Annotated in this window: 18 protein-coding genes; 10 read left to right on the top strand and 8 right to left on the bottom strand. The window is 69.2% G+C overall.

Annotated features, from left to right (window positions below; all coding sequences use genetic code 11):
- Positions 1 to 109 precede the first annotated feature (109 nt).
- The 3 genes from E6O51_RS13570 to E6O51_RS13560 all read left to right on the top strand — a co-directional run bounded on the left by E6O51_RS13570 (position 110) and on the right by E6O51_RS13560 (position 4,720).
- A complete protein-coding gene (locus E6O51_RS13570; protein ID WP_136385534.1) occupies positions 110 to 2,002 on the top strand; it encodes a propionate--CoA ligase in 1,893 nt (630 codons plus the stop codon).
- A gap of 154 nt (positions 2,003 to 2,156) precedes the next feature.
- Positions 2,157 to 3,530 carry a pyridoxal-phosphate dependent enzyme gene (locus E6O51_RS13565; protein ID WP_136385533.1) on the top strand — a complete coding sequence of 458 codons (1,374 nt, stop codon included), beginning with the start codon at positions 2,157 to 2,159 and terminating at the stop codon, positions 3,528 to 3,530.
- Positions 3,527 to 4,720, top strand: coding sequence for a trans-sulfuration enzyme family protein (locus E6O51_RS13560; protein WP_136385532.1), 1,194 nt, complete (start codon positions 3,527 to 3,529; stop codon positions 4,718 to 4,720). Before E6O51_RS13565 ends, E6O51_RS13560 begins: the two co-directional genes overlap by 4 nt.
- 19 nt (positions 4,721 to 4,739) lie before the next feature.
- Here the strand turns inward: E6O51_RS13560 and E6O51_RS13555 are convergent, their stop codons facing one another.
- The 3 genes from E6O51_RS13555 to E6O51_RS13545 are packed head-to-tail and all read right to left on the bottom strand — an operon-like array spanning position 4,740 to position 7,997.
- Positions 4,740 to 5,528 (bottom strand): PEP-CTERM/exosortase system-associated acyltransferase, encoded by a 789-nt coding sequence (locus E6O51_RS13555; protein WP_136385531.1) that lies wholly within the window; start codon positions 5,526 to 5,528, stop codon positions 4,740 to 4,742.
- Positions 5,529 to 5,547: 19 nt separating this feature from the next.
- Positions 5,548 to 6,762: an ABC transporter permease gene (locus tag E6O51_RS13550; RefSeq protein WP_136385530.1), complete on the bottom strand. Its 1,215-nt coding sequence runs from the start codon at positions 6,760 to 6,762 to the stop codon at positions 5,548 to 5,550.
- Between the two features lie 5 nt (positions 6,763 to 6,767).
- Positions 6,768 to 7,997: an ABC transporter permease gene (locus tag E6O51_RS13545; protein ID WP_230976793.1), complete on the bottom strand. Its 1,230-nt coding sequence runs from the start codon at positions 7,995 to 7,997 to the stop codon at positions 6,768 to 6,770.
- An 83-nt stretch (positions 7,998 to 8,080) separates the two neighbouring features.
- Here E6O51_RS13545 and E6O51_RS13540 point away from each other — a divergent pair, with 83 nt between their 5' ends.
- The 3 genes from E6O51_RS13540 to E6O51_RS13530 all read left to right on the top strand — a co-directional run bounded on the left by E6O51_RS13540 (position 8,081) and on the right by E6O51_RS13530 (position 11,062).
- Complete coding sequence (locus E6O51_RS13540; protein ID WP_136385529.1) at positions 8,081 to 8,968, top strand: ThiF family adenylyltransferase; 888 nt, start codon at positions 8,081 to 8,083, stop codon at positions 8,966 to 8,968.
- Positions 8,961 to 10,025, top strand: coding sequence for a nitroreductase family protein (locus tag E6O51_RS13535; RefSeq protein WP_136385528.1), 1,065 nt, complete (start codon positions 8,961 to 8,963; stop codon positions 10,023 to 10,025). Before E6O51_RS13540 ends, E6O51_RS13535 begins: the two co-directional genes overlap by 8 nt.
- A gap of 170 nt (positions 10,026 to 10,195) precedes the next feature.
- Positions 10,196 to 11,062 carry a PEP-CTERM sorting domain-containing protein gene (locus tag E6O51_RS13530; RefSeq protein ID WP_136385527.1) on the top strand — a complete coding sequence of 289 codons (867 nt, stop codon included), beginning with the start codon at positions 10,196 to 10,198 and terminating at the stop codon, positions 11,060 to 11,062.
- Between the two features lie 72 nt (positions 11,063 to 11,134).
- Here the strand turns inward: E6O51_RS13530 and proB are convergent, their stop codons facing one another.
- The 5 genes from proB to E6O51_RS13505 all read right to left on the bottom strand — a co-directional run bounded on the left by proB (position 11,135) and on the right by E6O51_RS13505 (position 15,932).
- Positions 11,135 to 12,250, bottom strand: coding sequence for a glutamate 5-kinase (gene proB, locus E6O51_RS13525; RefSeq protein WP_136385526.1), 1,116 nt, complete (start codon positions 12,248 to 12,250; stop codon positions 11,135 to 11,137).
- A gap of 17 nt (positions 12,251 to 12,267) precedes the next feature.
- On the bottom strand, positions 12,268 to 13,455 hold the full coding sequence (gene cgtA / locus E6O51_RS13520) for an Obg family GTPase CgtA (protein ID WP_136385525.1): 1,188 nt from the start codon (positions 13,453 to 13,455) through the stop codon (positions 12,268 to 12,270).
- A gap of 74 nt (positions 13,456 to 13,529) precedes the next feature.
- Positions 13,530 to 13,793: a 50S ribosomal protein L27 gene (gene rpmA / locus E6O51_RS13515; RefSeq protein WP_136385524.1), complete on the bottom strand. Its 264-nt coding sequence runs from the start codon at positions 13,791 to 13,793 to the stop codon at positions 13,530 to 13,532.
- A gap of 22 nt (positions 13,794 to 13,815) precedes the next feature.
- On the bottom strand, positions 13,816 to 14,127 hold the full coding sequence (gene rplU / locus E6O51_RS13510; protein WP_136385523.1) for a 50S ribosomal protein L21: 312 nt from the start codon (positions 14,125 to 14,127) through the stop codon (positions 13,816 to 13,818).
- 98 nt (positions 14,128 to 14,225) lie between these two features.
- On the bottom strand, positions 14,226 to 15,932 hold the full coding sequence (locus E6O51_RS13505) for a SulP family inorganic anion transporter (RefSeq protein ID WP_136385522.1): 1,707 nt from the start codon (positions 15,930 to 15,932) through the stop codon (positions 14,226 to 14,228).
- Positions 15,933 to 16,069: 137 nt separating this feature from the next.
- Between E6O51_RS13505 and hyi the strand changes: the two genes are divergently transcribed.
- The 4 genes from hyi (at position 16,070) to glcE (ending at position 19,765) form a co-directional block, all read left to right on the top strand.
- A complete protein-coding gene (gene hyi / locus E6O51_RS13500; protein WP_136385521.1) occupies positions 16,070 to 16,891 on the top strand; it encodes a hydroxypyruvate isomerase in 822 nt (273 codons plus the stop codon).
- Positions 16,892 to 17,027: 136 nt separating this feature from the next.
- Positions 17,028 to 18,548: an FAD-linked oxidase C-terminal domain-containing protein gene (locus E6O51_RS13495; protein WP_136385520.1), complete on the top strand. Its 1,521-nt coding sequence runs from the start codon at positions 17,028 to 17,030 to the stop codon at positions 18,546 to 18,548.
- Between the two features lie 3 nt (positions 18,549 to 18,551).
- A complete protein-coding gene (locus E6O51_RS22395; RefSeq protein WP_269140104.1) occupies positions 18,552 to 18,683 on the top strand; it encodes a hypothetical protein in 132 nt (43 codons plus the stop codon).
- On the top strand, positions 18,680 to 19,765 hold the full coding sequence (gene glcE, locus E6O51_RS13490) for a glycolate oxidase subunit GlcE (protein WP_136385519.1): 1,086 nt from the start codon (positions 18,680 to 18,682) through the stop codon (positions 19,763 to 19,765). Before E6O51_RS22395 ends, glcE begins: the two co-directional genes overlap by 4 nt.

Genomic DNA, 19,765 nt, shown 5'->3' with positions numbered 1-19,765 from the left:
TGGCGGCGCATGCCGGACCGGGCGAGCGAAGCGGACGGGCCATCCCGGGCACTGATCCGCGCATTTCATGCAGGCATGCAGGGAAACTTGTTGAAGGGAGAGGATGTTCATGAGCAGCTACAAGGAATTTCACCGCCGTTCCATAGAGGATCGCGACGGCTTCTGGGCCGAGCAGGCCGCGCTGGTGGATTGGCACAAGCCCGTCGAACAAGTGTGCGACTTCTCGCGCCCGCCGTTCGTCAAGTGGTTCAAGGGCGGTGAAACCAACCTGTGCTACAACGCGGTGGATCGCCACGCCGCCAAGCGCCCGAACGACCGGGCACTGATCTACATTTCCACCGAGACCAACGAGGAGAAGGTCTATTCCTTCGCCGAACTGCAGCGCGAAGTCGAGCGCATGGCGGCGGTCTACGAGGAACTCGGGGTCAGGAAGGGCGACCGCGTACTGATCTACATGCCGATGATCGCCGAGGCGGCCTTCGCCATCCTCGCCTGCGCGCGCATCGGCGCCATCCACTCGGTGGTGTTCGGCGGCTTCGCGGCCGGCTCGCTCGCCACCCGCATCGACGATGCCAAGCCGGTGCTGATGGTCAGCTCCGACGCCGGCATGCGCAACGGCAAGCCGGTGCCCTACAAGCACCTGGTGGACGAAGCCTGCAAGCTGGCCGAGTTCCCGCCCCGGAAGGTGCTGATCGTCGACCGCGGCCTGGACAAGGGCTTCCCCACGGTCGAAGGCCGCGACGTGGACTACGCCACCCTGCGCGCCAAGCACCTGGACGCCCAGGTGCCGGTGGTCTGGCTGGAATCCTCCGAGCCCAGCTACATCCTGTACACCTCCGGCACCACCGGCAAGCCCAAGGGCGTGCAGCGCGACACCGGCGGCTACGCCGTGGCGCTGGCCGCGTCCATGAAGCACATCTTCACCGGTTTCGAGGGCGAGACCATGTTCTCCACCTCCGACATCGGCTGGGTCGTGGGCCACAGCTACATCATCTACGGCCCGCTGATCGCCGGCATGGCCACGGTGATGTACGAAGGCACGCCGCTGCGTCCGGACGCCGGCATCTGGTGGCAGATCGTGGAGAAGCACAAGGTCAACGTGATGTTCTCCGCGCCCACCGCGGTGCGCGTGCTCAAGAAGCAGGACCCGGCCTACCTGAAGAAGTACGACCTGTCCTCCCTCAAGCACCTGTTCCTGGCCGGCGAGCCGCTCGACGAGACCAGCCACAAGTGGATCATGGACGAACTGGGCATCCCGGTCATCGACAACTACTGGCAGACCGAGACCGGCTGGCCCATGCTGGCGATCTGCCGCGGCGTCGAGGACAGCCGCATCAAGCTCGGTTCGCCCGCCTTCCCGGTCTACGGCTACGATCTGCGCATCTTCCGCGAGGACGGCACCGAGTGCGGCCCGGACGAGAAGGGCATCGTCGGCATCGTGCCGCCGCTGCCGCCGGGCTGCCTGTCCACCGTGTGGGGGCAGGACGACCGCTTCGTGTCCACCTACTTCAGCCTGTTCACCGACCCGGTGGTGTATTCCTCGTCCGACTGGGGCATCAAGGACTCCGACGGCTACCACACCATCCTGGGCCGCATGGACGACGTGATCAACGTGGCCGGCCACCGCCTGGGCACCCGCGAGATCGAGGAAGCCGTGCAGGCGCACAAGGCCATCGCCGAAGTGGCCGTGGTGGGCGTGGCCGACGAGGTCAAGGGCCAGATGCCCATGGCCTTCGCGGTGGTCAAGAACGCCGCCGACGCGGACACCCCGGAAAAGCGCGCCGCGCTGGAGAAGGACGTGATGAAGACGGTGGACAACCTGCTCGGCGCCATCGCCCGTCCCAGCCGCGTGCACTTCATCACCGGCCTGCCCAAGACCCGCTCGGGCAAGATGCTGCGCCGTTCCATCCAGGCGCTGGCCGAAGGGCGCGATCCGGGCGATCTGACCACCATCGACGATCCGACCACGCTGGAGCAGATCAAGGCCGCACTGGCCGGCTGATCGCCCCCTGCATGCAGCAGCAAGGCCCGCCCGAGTGCGGGCCTTTTTCATATGGATAGCTGTTTTTCTTCGTTCCGTGTCGTCTGCGGCATTGCTAGCTTCAAGGGTTGCCGGCGGCCCGCCGCGCTTCCTTCCCACAGACCTGGCCGACACCATGACCGATTCCAGCCGTCCCGCCGTGCTCGACCTCATCGGCAACACGCCGCTCGTCGAGGTCACCCGCATCGATACCGGCCCGTGCCGGCTCTTCCTCAAGCTGGAATCCCAGAATCCCGGCGGCTCCATCAAGGACCGCATCGGCCTGTGGATGATCGAGGACGCCGAACGCCGCGGCCTGCTCGCACCGGGCGGCACCATCGTCGAGGCCACCGCCGGCAACACCGGCCTGGGGCTGGCGCTGGTGGCGCGGGCCAAGGGCTACCGCGTGGTACTGGTGGTGCCGGACAAGATGTCCACCGAGAAGATCCTGCACCTGAAGGCGCTCGGCGCGGAGGTGCACATCACCCGCTCGGACGTGGGCAAGGGCCACCCGGACTACTACCAGGACTACGCCGCGCGCCTCACCCGCGAGATTCCCGGCGCCTACTTCACCGACCAGTTCAACAACCCGGCCAATCCGGCTGCGCACCAGCAGTCCACCGGCCCGGAGATCTGGGCCCAGACCCGGCACGAGGTGGATGCCATCGTCTGCGGCGTCGGTTCCTCCGGCACGCTGACCGGGCTCACGCGCTTCTTCCGCGACGCCGACCCCACGGTCGAGTTCGTGCTCGCCGACCCGCTCGGTTCGGTGCTGGTGGACTACGTGAAGACCGGCACTTTCGGCGAGGCCGGCTCCTGGGCGGTGGAGGGCATAGGGGAGGACTTCGTCCCGGCCATTGCGGACTTCTCCGCGGTGCGCCACGCCTATTCGATCCCTGACGCGGAAAGCTTCTCCGCCGCCCGCGAACTCCTGCGCGCCGAGGGCATCTCCGCCGGTTCGTCCACCGGCACGCTGCTGGCGGCCGCGCTGCGCTTCTGCCGCGAGCAGACGGTGCCCAGGCGCGTGGTCTCCTTCGTCTGCGACACCGGTACGCGCTACCTTTCCAAGGTGTACAACGACAACTGGATGATCGACCAGGGCCTGCTGGAGCGGCGCCGCTTCGGCGACCTGCGCGACATCGTCGGGCGGCGCTTCGAGGACGGTTCGGTGGTCAATGCTGCGCCCGACGATACGCTGAAGACCGTCTTCCAGCGCATGCGCTATGCTGACGTGTCGCAACTGCCGGTCATGGCCGGCGGGCGCGTGGTGGGCATCATCGACGAATCGGACGTGCTGCTGCGCGTTCAGGAAGACGCCGCCCATTTCGATGCCAGCGCCGCCGGCGCCATGACCCCGTCGCCCGAAACCCTGCCGCCGGATGCCGGCCTGGACGAGCTGCGCCGCGTGCTCGACCGCGGGCTGGTGGCCATCGTCGCCGACGAACGCGGCTTCTACGGGCTGATCACCCGCTTCGACCTCCTCAACCATCTGCGCAGGACCATCGCATGAGCTCAGACACGCCCACGGCGCGCCGCTTCGGTTTCGGCACCCGCGTCATCCACGCCGGCCAGTCGCCCGACCCGACCACCGGCGCCATCATGCAGCCGATCTACGCCAACTCCACCTACGTGCAGGACAGCCCCGGCGTGCACAAGGGGCTGGACTACGGCCGCTCGCACAACCCCACGCGCTGGGCCTTCGAGCGTTGCGTGGCCGACCTGGAGAACGGCGCCCAGGGCTTCGCCTTCGCCTCCGGCCTGGCGGCCATCGCCACCGTGCTGGAACTGCTCGACGCCGGTGCTCACGTGATCGCCGGCAACGACCTGTACGGCGGCACCTACCGCCTGCTGGAGCGGGTGCGCAAACACAGCGCCGGGCTGGAATTCAGCTTCGTGGATCTGTCCGATCCGGCTGCGCTGGAGGCCGCGATCCGCCCGGAAACGCGCCTGCTGCTGGTGGAGACGCCCACCAACCCGTTGCTGCGTCTGGTGGATCTGGCCGCGCTGGCGGACATCTGCCGCCGCCGCAACATCATCGCGGTGGCCGACAACACCTTCGCCAGCCCGTGGATACAGCGCCCGCTGGACCTGGGCTTCGACATCGTGGTGCATTCCACCACCAAGTACCTCAACGGCCACTCCGACGTCATCGGCGGCGTGGCCGTCGTCGGCGCGGAAGAGCGCCGGCAGCCATGGCGCGAACGCCTGGGTTTCCTGCAGAACGCCGTCGGTGCCATTGCCGGCCCCTTCGACAGCTTCCTCGCCCTGCGCGGCCTGAAGACGCTCAACGTGCGCATGCAGCGCCACTGCGAGAACGCCGCCGAACTGGCGGCCTGGCTGGAGAGCCGGCCCGAGGTGCGCCGCGTGCACTACCCGGGCCTCGCCTCGCACCCGCAGCACGAGTTGGCGCGCCGCCAGATGCGCGCCTTCGGCGGCATGATCACCGTGGAACTGGCCGCCGACCTGGCCGGCACGCGGCGCTTCCTGGAGGCAGTGGAGATCTTCGCCCTGGCCGAGAGCCTGGGCGGCGTGGAAAGCCTGATCGAGCATCCGGCCATCATGACCCACGCCACGATCCCGCCCGAGCAGCGCCGGGCGCTGGGCATCGGCGACGCGCTGGTGCGCCTGTCGGTGGGCATCGAGGAGGTGGACGACCTGCGCCGCGACATCGAGCGGGCGCTGGCCCGCATCGCCGCCTGAGGGCGGGGCCGGGACGGGGCTAGACGATCCCGCCCGGTGGATCGGACAGCCCTGCGCCGCCGGCCCTGCGCTCGTAGCCCTGTTCGATCTCTTCCTGGATCACGCGCCAGATCGGCTTGATGATCAGGCGCATGTTCTTGACGATGCCCGGCACGTCCATCACCGACGGCACGCGCAGGCCGCGGTGCTCCACGCCGCCGCCGATCTGGCGGATTTCCACCCCCAGCTTGGCGAAATGCGAGGCCAGGCGCGGTTCGGTGAGCACGAACAGGGTGTCGATGCCGCTGCGCGAGGCCAGCGCCACCGCGCCCAGGTAGAGACCGATGGGGATGTAGGGGAAGCGCGGCCGGTCGCCCTGGCCGAAGTCCTCGTCGTTGATCGCCACGGCCGTGCGCGCCTCGCCGCGGCGGCGGCGGTAGGTGCCGCGCACCGCGAGGCGGGACACCTCGGCAATGCGCTCGCGCGGCAGCCGCGCCGGATCGATGATGCGCCGGTCCAGCGTGGCCTCGCAGGTGTGTTCGAAGGGCAGCGGGGCGTCCGGGTCGTCCTGCGAGGTCAGCACCAGCCGCGTGCAGCCCACCGGCTGTTCCGGGTCGGCATTGGTGGTCAGCAGGCAATGCAGGCTCTGGGCGTCGTATTCGTCGGTCTCGCGGCGGTCGGGGCGTTCGGGTTCGAAGCCGAGTTCCTCGCAATAGACCTCGTGCCGGATGCGGTACACACGGTCGCGCAGGGAGTCGTCCACCGCCGGCGCGATGCGGAAGTATTTGCGGAAACCGTGTCCGAGGTTGAAGCGTTCGAAGAGCAGCATGGCGGTTCCCCCGAGCTGCTCAGGTGCCCTGCCTCAGCGCGTCCACGACCTGCGTTGCCGAAACGCGGCGGGCCGGAAAGATCGCTGCCAGAAGGGTGGCCGCGAAACCGATGAGGAAGGCGGTGAGCACCGTGAGCGGGATGATGCGTATGAAGGCAGTGTAGCCGACGTTCGCATTGGGTGGCGGCGGCATGGGGATGCCGATGGCGGAGATCGCGAGGGCGAGCGTGATGCCGATCACGACTCCCAGCAGGCTGCCGATCAGCCCCAGCAGGCAGTTCTCGGTGAGGATCAGGCGGAACACGTCGCGCTTGCGGTTGCCCAGCGCCTGCAGGGTGCCGAATTCGGCCAGGCGCTCGAAGGCGCTCATGTTCACGCTGTTGGCCACCGACAGCAGCACCATGAACAGGATGATGAGCTGCAGCACGCCGAACTGGCGGTCGTAGAGCTGCAGGGTCTTGTCGTAGAAGTCCGACAACTGCCGCCAACTGCGCGCTTCCAGCGCCGCCGGGTCGAGCTGGGCGCGGATCGCGGCCAGGGCGGCGTCCGTGTCTTCGGTGCGGTGCAGGGTGGCGACCAGCACGTTGGCGCCGGGGGTGTACATCAGCTCCTGGGCCGCGGCCAGCGGAATGCGCACCGCGCGGGCGTCGAAATCCTTGGAAAAGCTCTGGAACACGCCGATCACCTGGAAATCCAGCGTGTTCAGCGCGCCGTCGGCGGTGTTCATGACCAGCGTCACCGGGTCGCCGGGCTTCAGGCTCATGGAGTGGGCCACGCCCTGGCCGAGCAGGATGCCGAAGGCGTCGCCGTCCTCCAGTTGGCGGCCGGCGATGATCTGCAGGAAGGTGCCGAGGCGGGCCTCCTTGTCCGGCTCCACGCCCTCGCCGATGATCGCCAGGTCGCGCCGGCCGTTGTTGAGCAGGCCGGCGAAGTTGAGCCGCGCGGCCACCTCCGCCACCTGGGGCAGGGCCTCGACGCGGCGCGCGAGGGCGTCCGGTTCGTCGATCAGGAAGCGGTCCGGCTGGCGGCTGCCGCGCTCCATGAAATCCTTGCGGAACACCTGCACGTGGCCGGTCTGGGAGTGGATGATGGCTTCGCCGAGCTGGTGGAAGATGTCCTGCACGAAGCCGCCGGAGAGGATCAGGCCGGTGACGCCGAACACGATGGCCGCCAGCGTCATGGCGGTGCGCACTTTCTGGCGGAAGACGTTGCGCAGGGCGAGCTTGAGGAGCATGGCGGTCACCGTTGGTGGCGCAGGGCGTCGACGATGTTCATGCGCGAGGCCTTCCAGGCCGGGAAGATGCTCGCCGCCAGCGTGGTGACGAAGGCGAGAAGGAAGGCGTCCAGCGCCAGCGCGGGGGGAATGGCGATCTGCCCCGTGTAGCCGCGCGCCATGCCGGGCGGCGGCGGCATGGGGATGCCGATGGCCGAGATCAGCGCGCCCAGCGCGTAGCCCGCCAGCACGCCGATGACGCCGCCGGCGATGCCCAGCAGCACGCCTTCGGACACGAACAGCGCCAGGATGCCGCGCCGGCGCACGCCGATGGCCATGGAGGTGCCGATCTCGCCGGTGCGCTCGATGACGGCCATGGACAGGGTGTTGGAGATGGACAGCACCACGATGAAGGCGATCAGCAGGCGCACCACGCCCACCTGGCGGGAGAAGAGCTCCACGGTCTTGTTGTAGAAATCCGCCAGGTCCGACCAGGGGATGATCTCGAAGCCGTCGGCCGGCAGGCGGGTGCCCAGGGCGGACACGGTCTGCGCGGTGGCGTCCGTGTCGTCCAGCAGCATCACCCAGCTCGTGGCGCCTTCCACCCGCATCAACTGGCGGGCCACGGCGATGGGCGCGCGCAGCACGGTGTCGTCGTAGGCCTTGGTGATGGTGGCGAAGAGGCCCGCCACCTCCAGCTCCACGGCGTTGATGCCGCCGTCCGCGGTGGTGGCCAGCAGCACCACCTTGTCCCCCGGCTGGGCGCCCAGGTTGGCGGCCAGGCCTTCGCCGAGCAGCACGGATTCGGGCGGCGCCCCGGTCAGGTCACGGCCGGCGACGATGGTGATGGCGCGGGTGATGGGCGCTTCCAGCGCCGGGTCGATGCCCTCGCCGACGAAGGAGATGGTGTCCTCCCCCTTGCTCACCAGCCCGCTGAAGGCAAGCCGCGGCGCCACGGTACGCACGCCGCCGCTGCCCGCGGCCCCGGCCGCCCCGGTGTCGGTCGGCAGCAGGTAGCGGTAGGGGTCGCCCAACCCTTCGCGGAAGTAGCCGGGGCGCGTGATCTGGATGTGGCCGAGCTGGGAATGGATGGTGGATTCCCGCATGTCCTGGAATATCCAGTGGATGAAGCCGCCGGCCAGCAGATAGGCCACCACGCCGCCCACCACGGTGGCCAGCGCGAGGAGGGCGCGGCGGCGCTGGCGCAGCAGGTTGCGGGCGGCCAGGCGCACGGTCTGGACAAGGGCGGCGGACAATGCTCACCTCAGCGGGCGGTTTCAAGGGCGGGGGTACTTATCTATGATAGCTGCGAGTCCGCCGATCACTAAGGAGTTGTTCCATGGCCGCCGCTTTCGATTACGACGCCGCCTTCTCGCGCAACATCGGCTGGGTGACCGAGGCCGAACAGCAGCAACTGCGCGGCAAGCGGGTGGCGATCGCCGGCATGGGGGGCGTGGGCGGCGTACACCTGCTCACGCTGGCGCGCCTGGGCATCGGCGCGTTCAACACCTCGGACTTCGACACCTTCGACGTGGTGAACTTCAACCGCCAGGCCGGCGCCATGGTCTCCGCCCTGGGCCGGCCCAAGGTGGACGTGCTGGCGGAGATGGCGGCCGACATCAATCCGCAGCTCGACATCCGCCGCTTTCCCGAGGGCGTCTCCCAGCACAACCTGGACGACTTCCTGCGCGGCGTGGACCTCTACGTGGACGGCCTCGACTTCTTCGCCTTCGAAGCGCGCCGCTCCACCTTCGCCGCCTGCCACCGCCTGGGCATCCCGGCCGTCACCGCCGCGCCCCTGGGGCTGGGCACCGCGGTGCTGGTGTTCATGCCGGGCGGCATGTCCTTCGAGGAGTACTTCTGCCTGGAAGGCTGCGACGAGGACGAGATGGCGGTGCGCTTCCTGCTCGGCCTGTCGCCCGGCATGCTGCAGCGGGGCTATCTGGCCGATCCGTCGCGGGTGAATCTGGCCGAAAGGCGCGGGCCATCCACCATTGCCGCCTGCCAGTTGTGCGCCGGCGTCACCGCCACCGAGGCGCTGAAGATCCTGCTCGGCCGCGGCGGCGTGCGCGCCGCGCCCCACGGCTACCAGTTCGACGCCTACCGCCAGCGTCTGGTGCGTACCTGGCGCCCCGGCGGCAACCGCAACCCGGTGCAGCGCCTGGGGCTGTGGATCGCCCGCAAGCAACTGGCCAAGATGAAAACCTCCGGAGCCGCCCGTGGCTGAACGCGACACCCTGCTGAACATCCTCGACCTCGCCCGCTGGGCCCCCAGTGGCGACAACGAACAGCCGTGGCGTTTCGAGATCGTCGCCGCCGACCACGTCGCCATTCACGGCCACGACACGCGGGACTGGTGCCTGTACGACTTCGACGGCCACGCCAGCCACATGGCCCATGGTGCGCTGCTGGAGACGCTGCGCATCGCCGCCACCGGCCACGGCCTGCGGGCCGACTGGGTGCGCCGGCCGGGGACGCCCGACACGGCGCCGGTGTTCGACGTGAAGCTCACCGACGACCCGGCGCTCGCAGCCGATCCGCTCGTCCCCTTCATCAAGACCCGCTGCGTGCAGCGCCGGCCGCTGAGGACCACGCCGCTCACCGACGCGCAGCGCCAGGCCTTGCAGGCGGCGCCGGGGCCGGGCTATACGGTCAGGCTGTTCGAGGATTTTGCCGAGCGCCGCCGCATCGCCGGTCTGCTGTGGGACAACGCGGGCATCCGCCTGACCTGCCCGGAAGCCTATCCGGTGCACAAGAAGGTCATCGAGTGGGGCGCGCGCTTCAGTGCCGACCGCATCCCGGAGCAGGCCGTGGGCGTCGATCCCGCCACCGCACGCCTGATGCGCTGGGTGATGCAGAGCTGGGAACGTGTCGATTTCTTCAACCGCTACCTGGGCGGCACCATCGCGCCCCGCATCCAGCTCGACGTGCTGCCCGCCCTGCGCTGCGCCGCGCACGTACTGGTGAGTGCGGAGCGGGCGCCGGAATCGGCGGAGGACTACGTGCGTGCCGGTATTGCCATGCAGCGCCTGTGGCTGACGGCCGAGTCGCTGGATCTGCGCCTGCAGCCGGAGATGACGCCGCTGATCTTCCGCTGGTACGCCGGCAATCGCCCCGCGGTCTCGGCCGATCCGGCGATCAACGGGGCGATCTCCCGCGTCGGGGCCCAGGTCGAACGCATGCTCGGGACCGACGGCAAGGCGGTGTTTTTCGGCCGCGTCGGCCAGGGACGGTGCGCCCGCTCTCGCTCCGTCCGCCGCGTGCTCGCCGAGTTGATGAGGTGAGGAATTTCCCGGTTTCCGGTGGGGTGTCGGGATTCTTTACATCTATGACGATAGTTGTTTTGGGGTTGTGTTTAAGATTTTGATTTAACTGATTATTTTATTGTTGGCACGCAATCTGCTCTATGTCGGTCAGGAACGATTTCACCTGAACCGGATTTCTGGAGCCGATCATGATCAACCTGAAGAAACTCGCACTTGCCGCCACCGTCAGCGGCGCGCTGCTGGGTACTGGTGCCGCTCAGGCCGCCGTGGTCCTGGACGGCTGGGGGCTGTCCTACACGACGGCCCAAGGCACATCCACGACGACGAATATCGGCCATCTGTCGCTGTCCGGCGGTTTCGCCAACGTGATCCAGGAGACCGATGCGGCGGGCAATCCCTTTGTGGGCGCCAATTTCGTGGAGTTCGGCGCGATCTACTCGATCGGGTATGTCCCGGAGAACGTGCAGGGAGCGAACGATTTTGGGTCGCCGTCCTTCCTGAATAATTTCGCCAGCCTCAGCATCGTCTTCAACGGGCTCAGCGGTTCCGTGACTTCCGTCGGGCCGGGTGGCGCGCTCGAGTACGTGTTCGCGGCCGGCGTCGGTTCGATCCAGTTGTTCGGCCAGGTGCTGGGCGGACCGGATGAGGTTCTCCTTGCCGACCTGTCGTTGATCAATCCGTCCGGCGGTGGGTTGAACAACTTCTTCGGTTCCAGTGGCACGAACGGCTTTTCGACGCTGACGGCCCTGATCACGGGTAGCCTTGCGGGCCTGCTCAGTGATCCTTCGGAGGGCGGAGCGCTCGACGAATACATCGCGGAAGGCCGCCTGTTCTTCGACGTGCGCACCAACAACCAGATCAGCGCCCCTGCGGTGCCACAGGACCCGGCGGCTTGCCTGCAGCTCTACGGTTTCGAAAACTGCTCCGCGCTGCTGGTGACCAGCAATGGCAGTGCCAACCTGCTGCTGGTTCCGGAACCGGCGAGCCTGGCCCTGCTCGGCATCGGTCTGCTGGGCCTGGGCGCCTCGCTGCGCCGCCGGCTTACCCCCGCCTGACATCGCATACTGCGATGAAAAAGACGCCCCGCGGGGCGTCTTTTTTTTGTGTCCGGCAGCTCGCTGCCCGTGTCAGCGCACCACCATGTTGTCGCGGTGGATCAGTTCCGGTTCGTCCAGGTAGCCCAGCACCGCCTCGATCTCGCCGCTGGCCTTGCGCGCGATGCGGCGCGCCTCGGTGCTGTTGTAGTTGATCAGCCCGCGTCCCAGTTCCCCGCCGGCTTCGTCGTGCAGCGACACCGCGGCGCCGCGCTCGAACTCGCCGCGCACTTCCGTCACGCCCACCGGCAACAGGCTGCGTCCGGCGCGCAGCGCGGCCACGGCACCGGCGTCCAGCACCAGGCTGCCGGCCAGTTGCAAGTGGTCGGCCAGCCACTGCTTGCGCGCCTGCAGCGGGGTGCTGGTGGCGTAGAGCAGGGTGCCCAGGCTGTCGCCCGCGGCCAGGCGCAGCAGGGCGTCGGCCTCGCGGCCACTGGTGATGCAGGTGTGGGCGCCGCTGCGGGCGGCGCGCTGGGCGGCGCGCACCTTGGTGATCATGCCGCCCTTGCTGATGCCGCTGCCGGCGCCGCCGGCCATGGCCTCGAAGCGGCGGTCTTCCGCCTTGCCCTCGGCAATCAGTTCGGCCGCGGGGTCGCGGCGGGGGTCGGCGGTATACAGGCCCTGCTGGTCGGTCAGGATGATCAGGGCGTCGGCCTCGATCAGGTTGGCGACCAGGGCGCCTAGGGTGTCGTTGTCGCCGAACTTGATCTCGTCGGTGACGATGGTGTCGTTCTCGTTGATGATGGGCACCACGCCGAGATCGAGCAGGGTGTTGAGGGTGGAGCGGGCGTTGAGGTAACGCTTGCGGTCGGCGAGGTCGTCGTGGGTGAGCAGGATCTGCGCGGTGTGCAGGCCATGGCGCGCGAAGACTTCCTCGTAGGCTTCCACCAGGCCCATCTGGCCCACGGCGGCGGCGGCCTGCAGCCGGTGCATCTCGTGGGGGCGTTTCTTCCACCCCAGGCGTTGCACGCCGGCGGCGATGGCGCCGGAAGACACCAGCGCCACCTGCTTGCCGGCGTCGCGCAGCGTGGCGATCTGGCGCGCCCAGTCGGCCATCGCCTCCTTGTCCAGCCCGGTGCCGTTGTTGGTCACCAGGGCGCTGCCGACCTTGACCACCAGCCGGCGGGCATCGCGAATCTTCGTTCTCATGGTGGGTACCGGGTCGTTCAGTCGCGGGGCGGAGTGTCCTCTTGCGCGTCGTCGTCCGCTTCCCCGATGTCCTCGTCGTCCAGTTCGTCGCTCAGTTCGCCAATCTCGCGCGGGCGGATGCGTTCGGCCAGCAGGGCCGCCTGGGCGGCCTCGTGCTCGGCACGGCGGGCGGCCCGTTCGGCCTCCTGCTGCGCCCGCTGGGCGTCGATGAAATCCTGCAGCGCGAAGATCAGTGCCTGGCAGCCGTCGCCCTTGAGGGCGGAAATCTCGAAGTGGCGGTCCACCGGACCGTAGGCGGCCAGGAAGGCGGCCACCCGCGCTTCGCGCTCTTCCTCCGGAATCAGGTCGAGCTTGTTGAGGGCCAGCCAGCGCGGCTTGCGGTACAGGTCTTCGTCGTACTTGCGCAGTTCGTCCACGATGGCGCGGGCGTCGCGCACCGGGTCCGCCTCCGGGTCGAAGGGAGCCAGATCCACCAGGTGCAGCAGCACCTGGGTACGCGCCAGGTGGCGCAGGAACTGGTGGCCCAGGCCGGCGCCTTCGGCCGCGCCTTCGATCAGGCCCGGGATGTCGGCGATGACGAAGCTCCTCGATTCGCTCGCGCGCACCACGCCCAGGTTGGGCGCGAGGGTAGTGAAGGGGTAGTCCGCCACCTTGGGTTTGGCGGCGGATACGGCGCGGATGAAGGTGGACTTGCCGGCGTTGGGCATGCCCAGCAGACCCACGTCGGCCAGTACCTTGAGTTCCAGGCGCAGGTTGCGGCGCTCGCCTTCCTCGCCCATGGTGCGCTTGCGGGGCGCGCGGTTGACGCTGGACTTGAAGTGGATGTTGCCCAGGCCGCCCTTGCCGCCGCGGGCCAGCATGGCCTGCTTGCCGTCCTCGTCCAGGTCGGCCACCAGCTCGCCGCTGTCCAGGTCGGTGATCACCGTGCCCACCGGCACGCGCAGCACGATGTCCTCGCCGCTCTTGCCGTAGCAGTCCTTGTTGCCGCCGTTCTCGCCGCGCTGGGCGCGGTGGATGCGGGTGTAGCGGTAGTCGATGAGGGTGTTGAGGTTGCGGTCGGCCACCGCGAACACGCTGCCGCCGCGCCCGCCGTCGCCGCCGTCCGGACCGCCGCGGGGCACGAACTTCTCGCGCCGGAAGGAGGCGATGCCATTCCCGCCGTCGCCGGCGATGACCTCGATGCGTGCTTCGTCAAAGAACTTCATGGGGTTGCCTGTGATGGCCGAAAACAAAAAAGCCCTATCGCAAGGATAGGGCTTTTCGGACTGCCTGAAGAGGATCAGGCGGCAGCGGGCACGATGGTGACGGTGCGGCGCTTCTGGGAACCCTTCACGGAGAACTGGACGGTGCCGTCCTTCAGCGCGAACAGGGTGTGGTCCTTGCCGATGCCGACGTTCTCGCCAGGGTGGTACTGGGTGCCGCGCTGGCGGACGATGATGTTGCCCGCGAGGACCTGCTGGCCACCATAGCGCTTGACGCCGAGTCGTTTGGATTCTGAGTCGCGACCGTTACGGGAACTGCCGCCAGCTTTTTTGTGTGCCATGACGTATTACCTCCTGGTCCTGCTAGGCCGAGATCGCTTCGATGCGAAGCTCGGTGTAGTTCTGGCGATGGCCCTGGTGCTTCTGGTAGTGCTTGCGACGACGCATCTTGAAAATCTTGATCTTGTCGTGGCGGCCGTGGGAAACCACGGAAGCCTTGACGGAAGCGCCGGAAACCACCGGGGTGCCGATCTTGACCGACTCGCCCTCGCCGACCATGAGAACCTGGTCGATGGTGATTTCGGAGCCCACGTCGGCCGGTATCTGTTCTACCTTGATCTTTTCGCCGGTGGTGACGCGATACTGCTTGCCACCGGTTTTTATCACCGCGTACATGGTGTTGCTCCAGTTGATGGGTTGTTGCGAAGAATCGCGCACTCTAGTGAAAAAAGCCTTTCGAGTCAATAGCGCGGTGCCTACAAAACGCTGGCGGATCAGGCGCTTCCGGTGCCGTCGAGGACGAGCCGCAGCGCTTCCAGCGCCTGCGCTTCGGTGCGGTAGGCGGCATGCGGTGCCAGGTGTTCCCACAGGCCGTCGCGCTGCAGCGCGTCGATGGCCTGCTTCTTCAGCCCGCAGAAGGCCATGAACTGGCCCTGGCTGCGCAGGCGCTCGGCCAGGCCGCCCAGCGTGTGCAGGCCGGTGGCGTCGATGTCGTTGATGCCGGCGCCGGAGACCAGCACCACGCGCACCGCGTCCTGGGCGCGCACGGCGCGCAGGACGCCCTCCTCGAAGGTGGCGGCGGTAACGAAGGTGAGCGGGCCGTCGAAGCGCAGGATCACCGCGTGGGGGTGCGGGTGGGTGAGCCCGAAGCGTTCCAGGTCGCGGTAGGTGCCGTCCGGGTGCAGGCCCAGCAGCGCCACGCGCGGCTTCATGCTGCGGTAGAGCATCAGTGCCAGCGAGAACAGCAGGCCGGTGAGGATGCCGTTCTGGATGTTGGGCGCGAAGGCCAGCGTGGCGGCGAAGGTGAGCGTACCGGCCAGGCCGTCGTCCCGGCTGGCGTGCCAGGCGCGGGCCAGGGCGCGGACGTCGATCAGCCCCACCACCGCCTGCAGGATGATGGCGGCGAGCACCGGCACCGGCAGATGCCACAAGAGCGGCGTGAAATGGAGCAGGGCGAGCAGCACCACCGCCGCGGTCACCAGCGAAGAAAAACCGGTGCGCGCGCCGCTGGCGTGGTTGAGCGCCGAGCGGGAGAACGACGCGCTGACCGGCATGGCGCCGGAGAACGCGGCGGCCAGCTTGGCCAGGCCCTGGCCGATCAACTCCTGGTTCTGGTTCCACGGCTGGCGCCGCTTGCCGGAGATCAGCCGGGCGCTGGAGGCTGCCTCCATGAAGCTCACCAGCGCGATGACGAAGGCGGCCGGCAGCAGGGCCGCGGCCGCCTTCAGATCCGGCGCCGGCAGGACGAGATCCGGCAGGCCGGCGGGAATCGCGCCGACCACGCGGCCGCCGCCGGCCTCGAAGCCGAGGAGCGCGGACAGCGCGGTGGCCGCCGCGGCGACCAGCAGCACCCCCGGCAGGCGGGGGACGAAGCGCCGCAAGGCCGTCAGCGCCACCAGCGCGCCCAGCCCGAACAGTACCGAAGGCAGATGGATGCGGCCGGGGTCGGCGAGCGCGCCGGCCAGGCCGGCGAGGAACTGTTCGCCGTTAGACAGGTGCAGGCCGAGCAGCGGCGGCAATTGCGACAGGCAGATGATCAGCGCTGCGGCGTTGATGAAGCCCATCAGCACCGGATGGGAGAGCAGGTTGAGCAGCCAGCCCAGGCGCAGCACGCCCAGCGCGAGTTGGATCAGCCCGGAAAGCAGCGCCAGCAGCACCGCCAGGGCGAGGAACTCGGGTGTGTCCGGGCGCGCCAGGGGCAGCAGGCTGGCGCCGCTGAGCAGCGCGGTGAGCGCCACCGGGCCGGTGGAGAGCTGCCCGCAGGAGCCGAACAGGGCACCGACCACGGCCGGCAGCAGCGCCGCGTACAGGCCGATGTGGGGCGGCAGGGCGCCGAGTTGGGCGTAGGCCAGCGATTGCGGCACCATGACAAGCGCCACCGTGATGCCCGCCACCAGGTCGTTCCGCAGACCGCCCGCGGACCACAGTCGCGGCCAGGCGAGGAAGGGGAGCAGGCGTTCGAGCAGCGGGGCGGGGGGCATGGGTGCCGGCAAGGCGGAAAAAGACGGCATGTTAGCAGCCCGTTGCAGCTCTGCGCCGCGGTGGCAGAGCGGAGCTGGATGGCGCAGAATCGGCTCCCCGTCGGATAGCCCTCGTATCCCGCGCCGAGGACCGCCCCATGCCCCGTTTCAGCGCCAACCTGTCCTTCCTGTACCAGGACCGTCCCTTCCTGGAGCGTTTCGCCGCCGCCGCGCGCAGCGGCTTTCGCGGCGTGGAGTTCCATTTCCCGTACGAATGGCCGGCCGCCGAAGTGGCACGGGCGGCGCGGGAGGCGGGGGTGGAGGTCGTGCTGTTCAACTTTCCGGCCGGCGACTGGGCGGGCGGCGAGCGTGGCTTGGCCTGTCTGCCGGACCGGGTGGCGGAGTTCCGCGCCGGGGTCGAGCTCGCCCTCGACTACGCCCGCGAGCTGGGCTGCCGGCAGATCAACTGCCTGGCCGGCATCACGCCGGACGGCGCGGCGGCCGACGAGACCGGCGCCACCCTGGCGGACAACCTGTGCCACGCCGCCGACCGGGCCGCGCCCTACGGCGTGCGCGTGCTGGTCGAGCCGCTCAATACGGTGGACACGCCGGGCTTCTTCCTGTGCCGTACCGGGCAGGCCGCCCGCCTGCTGGAGGCGGCCGGGCGCGCGAATCTCCATATCCAGTACGACATCTACCATGCCCAGGTGATGGAAGGCGATCTGGCGCGCACGCTGGCCCGCTTCCTGCCGCGCATCGGCCACATCCAGTTCGCCGACAACCCGGGCCGCGGCGAACCGGGCAGCGGGGAGATCAACTTCCCCTGGCTGTTCGCCGAGATCGACCGCCTGGGCTACGGCGGCTGGGTAGGGGCTGAATATCGTCCGCTGGGCACGGACACCGAATCCGGTCTGGGCTGGCTGGCGGTGGCCGAAAATGGCGGGATTGCCCCAATGGCTGCCGGGCAGGGCGCTGCGTAGCATCACTGCCCTGTAGGAGCGGGCTTGCCCGCGATACTGCGGTTCCGGGTACAAACGACGCCGCATCGCGGGCAAGCCCGCTCCCACGGGATGAATCGGCCGGCGGCGATTGCCGGCTGCAACGGAATCGAGAGCCATGCCGGAAACCCAAGTCCAGTCCGACGAACCGCTCGCCGCCGAACATGAGGCCGACTTCGCGGCCATCGACAAGGCGCGCCTGATCGAGGCGCTGGCCCGCGTGCTGCCGGTGGGCGCGCTGATGTACGACCCGGAAGACCTGCGCCCCTACGAGTGCGACGGCCTTACCGCCTACCGCCAGGTGCCCCTGGCCGTGGCCCTGCCCCACGATGAGGAGCAGGTGGTGGCCGTGCTGCGCGCCTGTCACGAGCAGGGCGTGCCGGTGGTGGCGCGCGGGGCGGGCACCGGCCTGTCGGGCGGCGCGCTGCCCCACGACCGCGGCGTGCTGCTGTCGCTCGCCCGCTTCAACCGCATCCTGCACCTGGACCCCCATTCGCGGACCGCGGTGGTGCAGCCGGGCGTGCGCAACCTGGCCATCTCGGAAGCCGCCGCGCCCCACGGCCTGTACTACGCGCCCGACCCGTCGTCGCAGATCGCCTGCACCATCGGCGGCAACGTGGCGGAGAACGCCGGCGGCGTGCATTGCCTCAAGTACGGCCTCACCGTGCACAACCTGCTGCGCGTGCGCGGCGTCACCATCGAGGGCGAGATCGTCGAGATCGGCAGCCATGCGCTGGACAGCCCCGGCTACGACCTGCTGGCGCTCATGACCGGCTCCGAGGGCATGCTGGCCGTGGTCACCGAGGTTACCGTCAAGCTCACGCCCAAGCCGGTGCTCGCCCAGTGCGTGCTGGCGGCCTTCGACGACGTCATCAAGGCCGGCGACGCGGTGGCGGCCATCATCGCCGCCGGCATCATCCCGGCCGGGCTGGAGATGATGGACCAGCCCGCCACCGCCGCGGTGGAGGAGTTCGTGCACGCCGGCTACCCGCTGGGCGCCAAGGCCATCCTGCTGTGCGAATCCGACGGCACGCCGGAGGAGGTGGCCGAGGAGATCGCCCGCGTGCGCGCGGTGCTTGAAGCCAGCGGCGCCACCGAGATCCGCGTGTCCGGCTCGGAGGCCGAACGGCTGAAGTTCTGGGCCGGGCGCAAGGCCGCCTTTCCCGCCGCCGGGCGCATCTCGCCGGATTACTTCTGCATGGACGGCACCATCCCGCGCAAGCGCCTGGGGGAGATGCTGGAAGCCATCCAGGCCATGGAAGGCAAGTACGGCCTGCGTTGCATCAACGTGTTCCATGCCGGCGACGGCAACCTGCATCCGCTGATCCTGTTCGACGCCAACCGGCCGGGCGAGACGGAACGAGCCGAAGCCTTCGGCGGCGAAATCTTGGAACTGTCCGTGGCCCTGGGCGGCACCGTGACCGGCGAGCACGGCGTGGGCATCGAGAAGATCAAGCAGATGTGTTCCCAGTTCGCCAGCGCCGAAATCCGCCAGTTCTTCCGCGTCAAGGCGGCCTTCGACCCGCCCGGCCTGCTCAACCCCGGCAAGGCCATCCCGACGCTGAACCGCTGCGCCGAGTACGGCCGCATGCGCGTGTCCGCGGGCCACGTGCCCTACCCGGACATCCCGCGCTTCTGAGCGATGAACAAGGCTTGGACGCAGTTCCTGCTGGTCGCCGTGCCGGTGCTCTCCCTGGTGGGCGCCTGGCTCGCCCTCAAGGGCGTGACGAAGCGGCCTCCCCCGAACAAGCACGACGAGACGACAGACGAATGAGTGACAGCCTCGACCCCATTGTGGCCGCCTGGGCGGACCGCATCCGCGCCGCGGCCGCCGACCGCATCGCGCTGCATGTGCGCGGCGGCGGCAGCAAGGACTTTTACGGCCGCAGCGTGCGCGGCGAGCGCTTCGACACCACGGATTACCGCGGCATCGTCGCCTACGAACCCACCGAACTGGTGGTCACCGTGCGCGCCGGCACGCCGCTGGCCGAGTTGGAGGCCGAACTGGCGGCAAAAGGCCAGATGCTCGCCTTCGAGCCGCCGCACTTCGGCAGCGGCGCCACCGTGGGCGGCGCGGTGGCCGCCGGCCTCTCGGGGCCGCGCCGCGCGGCGGCGGGGGCGCTGCGGGACTTCGTGCTCGGGGTGAAGCTGCTGGACGGGCGCGGCGAGGTGCTGCGTTTCGGCGGGCAGGTGATGAAGAACGTGGCCGGCTACGACGTGTCGCGCCTGATGGCCGGCAGCCTGGGCACGCTGGGCGTGCTGCTGGAAGTCTCCCTGAAGGTGCTGCCGCGCCCGGTGGCCGAGGCCACGCTGCGCTTCGACCTGGGCGAGGCCGAGGCCATCGGGCGCCTCAACGCCTGGGGCGGCAGGCCGCTGCCGATTTCCGCTTCCGCCTGGGCCGACGGCGCCCTGACCGTGCGCCTGTCCGGCGCCGAGGCCGCGGTGCAGGCGGCGCTCGCCGACCTGGGCGGGGAGCGCGTCGGCGCCGACGAGGCCGCGGCCTTCTGGCTGGGCGTGCGCGAGCAGACCCTGCCCTGGTTCGGCGCGGGCGTGGGCGGCGGCGCCCTGTGGCGCCTTTCCATGCCCAGCGCGGCGGCGCCCCTCAAGCTCGGTGGTGAACGGTTCATGGAATGGGGCGGAGCGCAGCGCTGGCTGCGCAGCACCGAGCCCGCCGGCCGCATCCGCGAACGCGCCGCCCAGCTCGGCGGGCACGCCACCCTGTTCCGCGGCGGCGACCGCAGCGGCGCCGTGTTCCACCCGCTGCCCGCGCCGCTGCTGGCCATCCACCGGCGCCTGAAGGACGCGTTCGACCCGGCCGACATCTTCAACCCCGGCCGTCTCCACCAGGATTTCTGA

Source organism: Pseudothauera rhizosphaerae, assembly GCF_004801305.1.
In the GTDB taxonomy this organism is placed as follows: domain Bacteria; phylum Pseudomonadota; class Gammaproteobacteria; order Burkholderiales; family Rhodocyclaceae; genus Pseudothauera; species Pseudothauera rhizosphaerae.
Note: the sequence above shows the minus strand (reverse complement) of the source record. Positions and strands in the feature narration are given on the sequence as shown.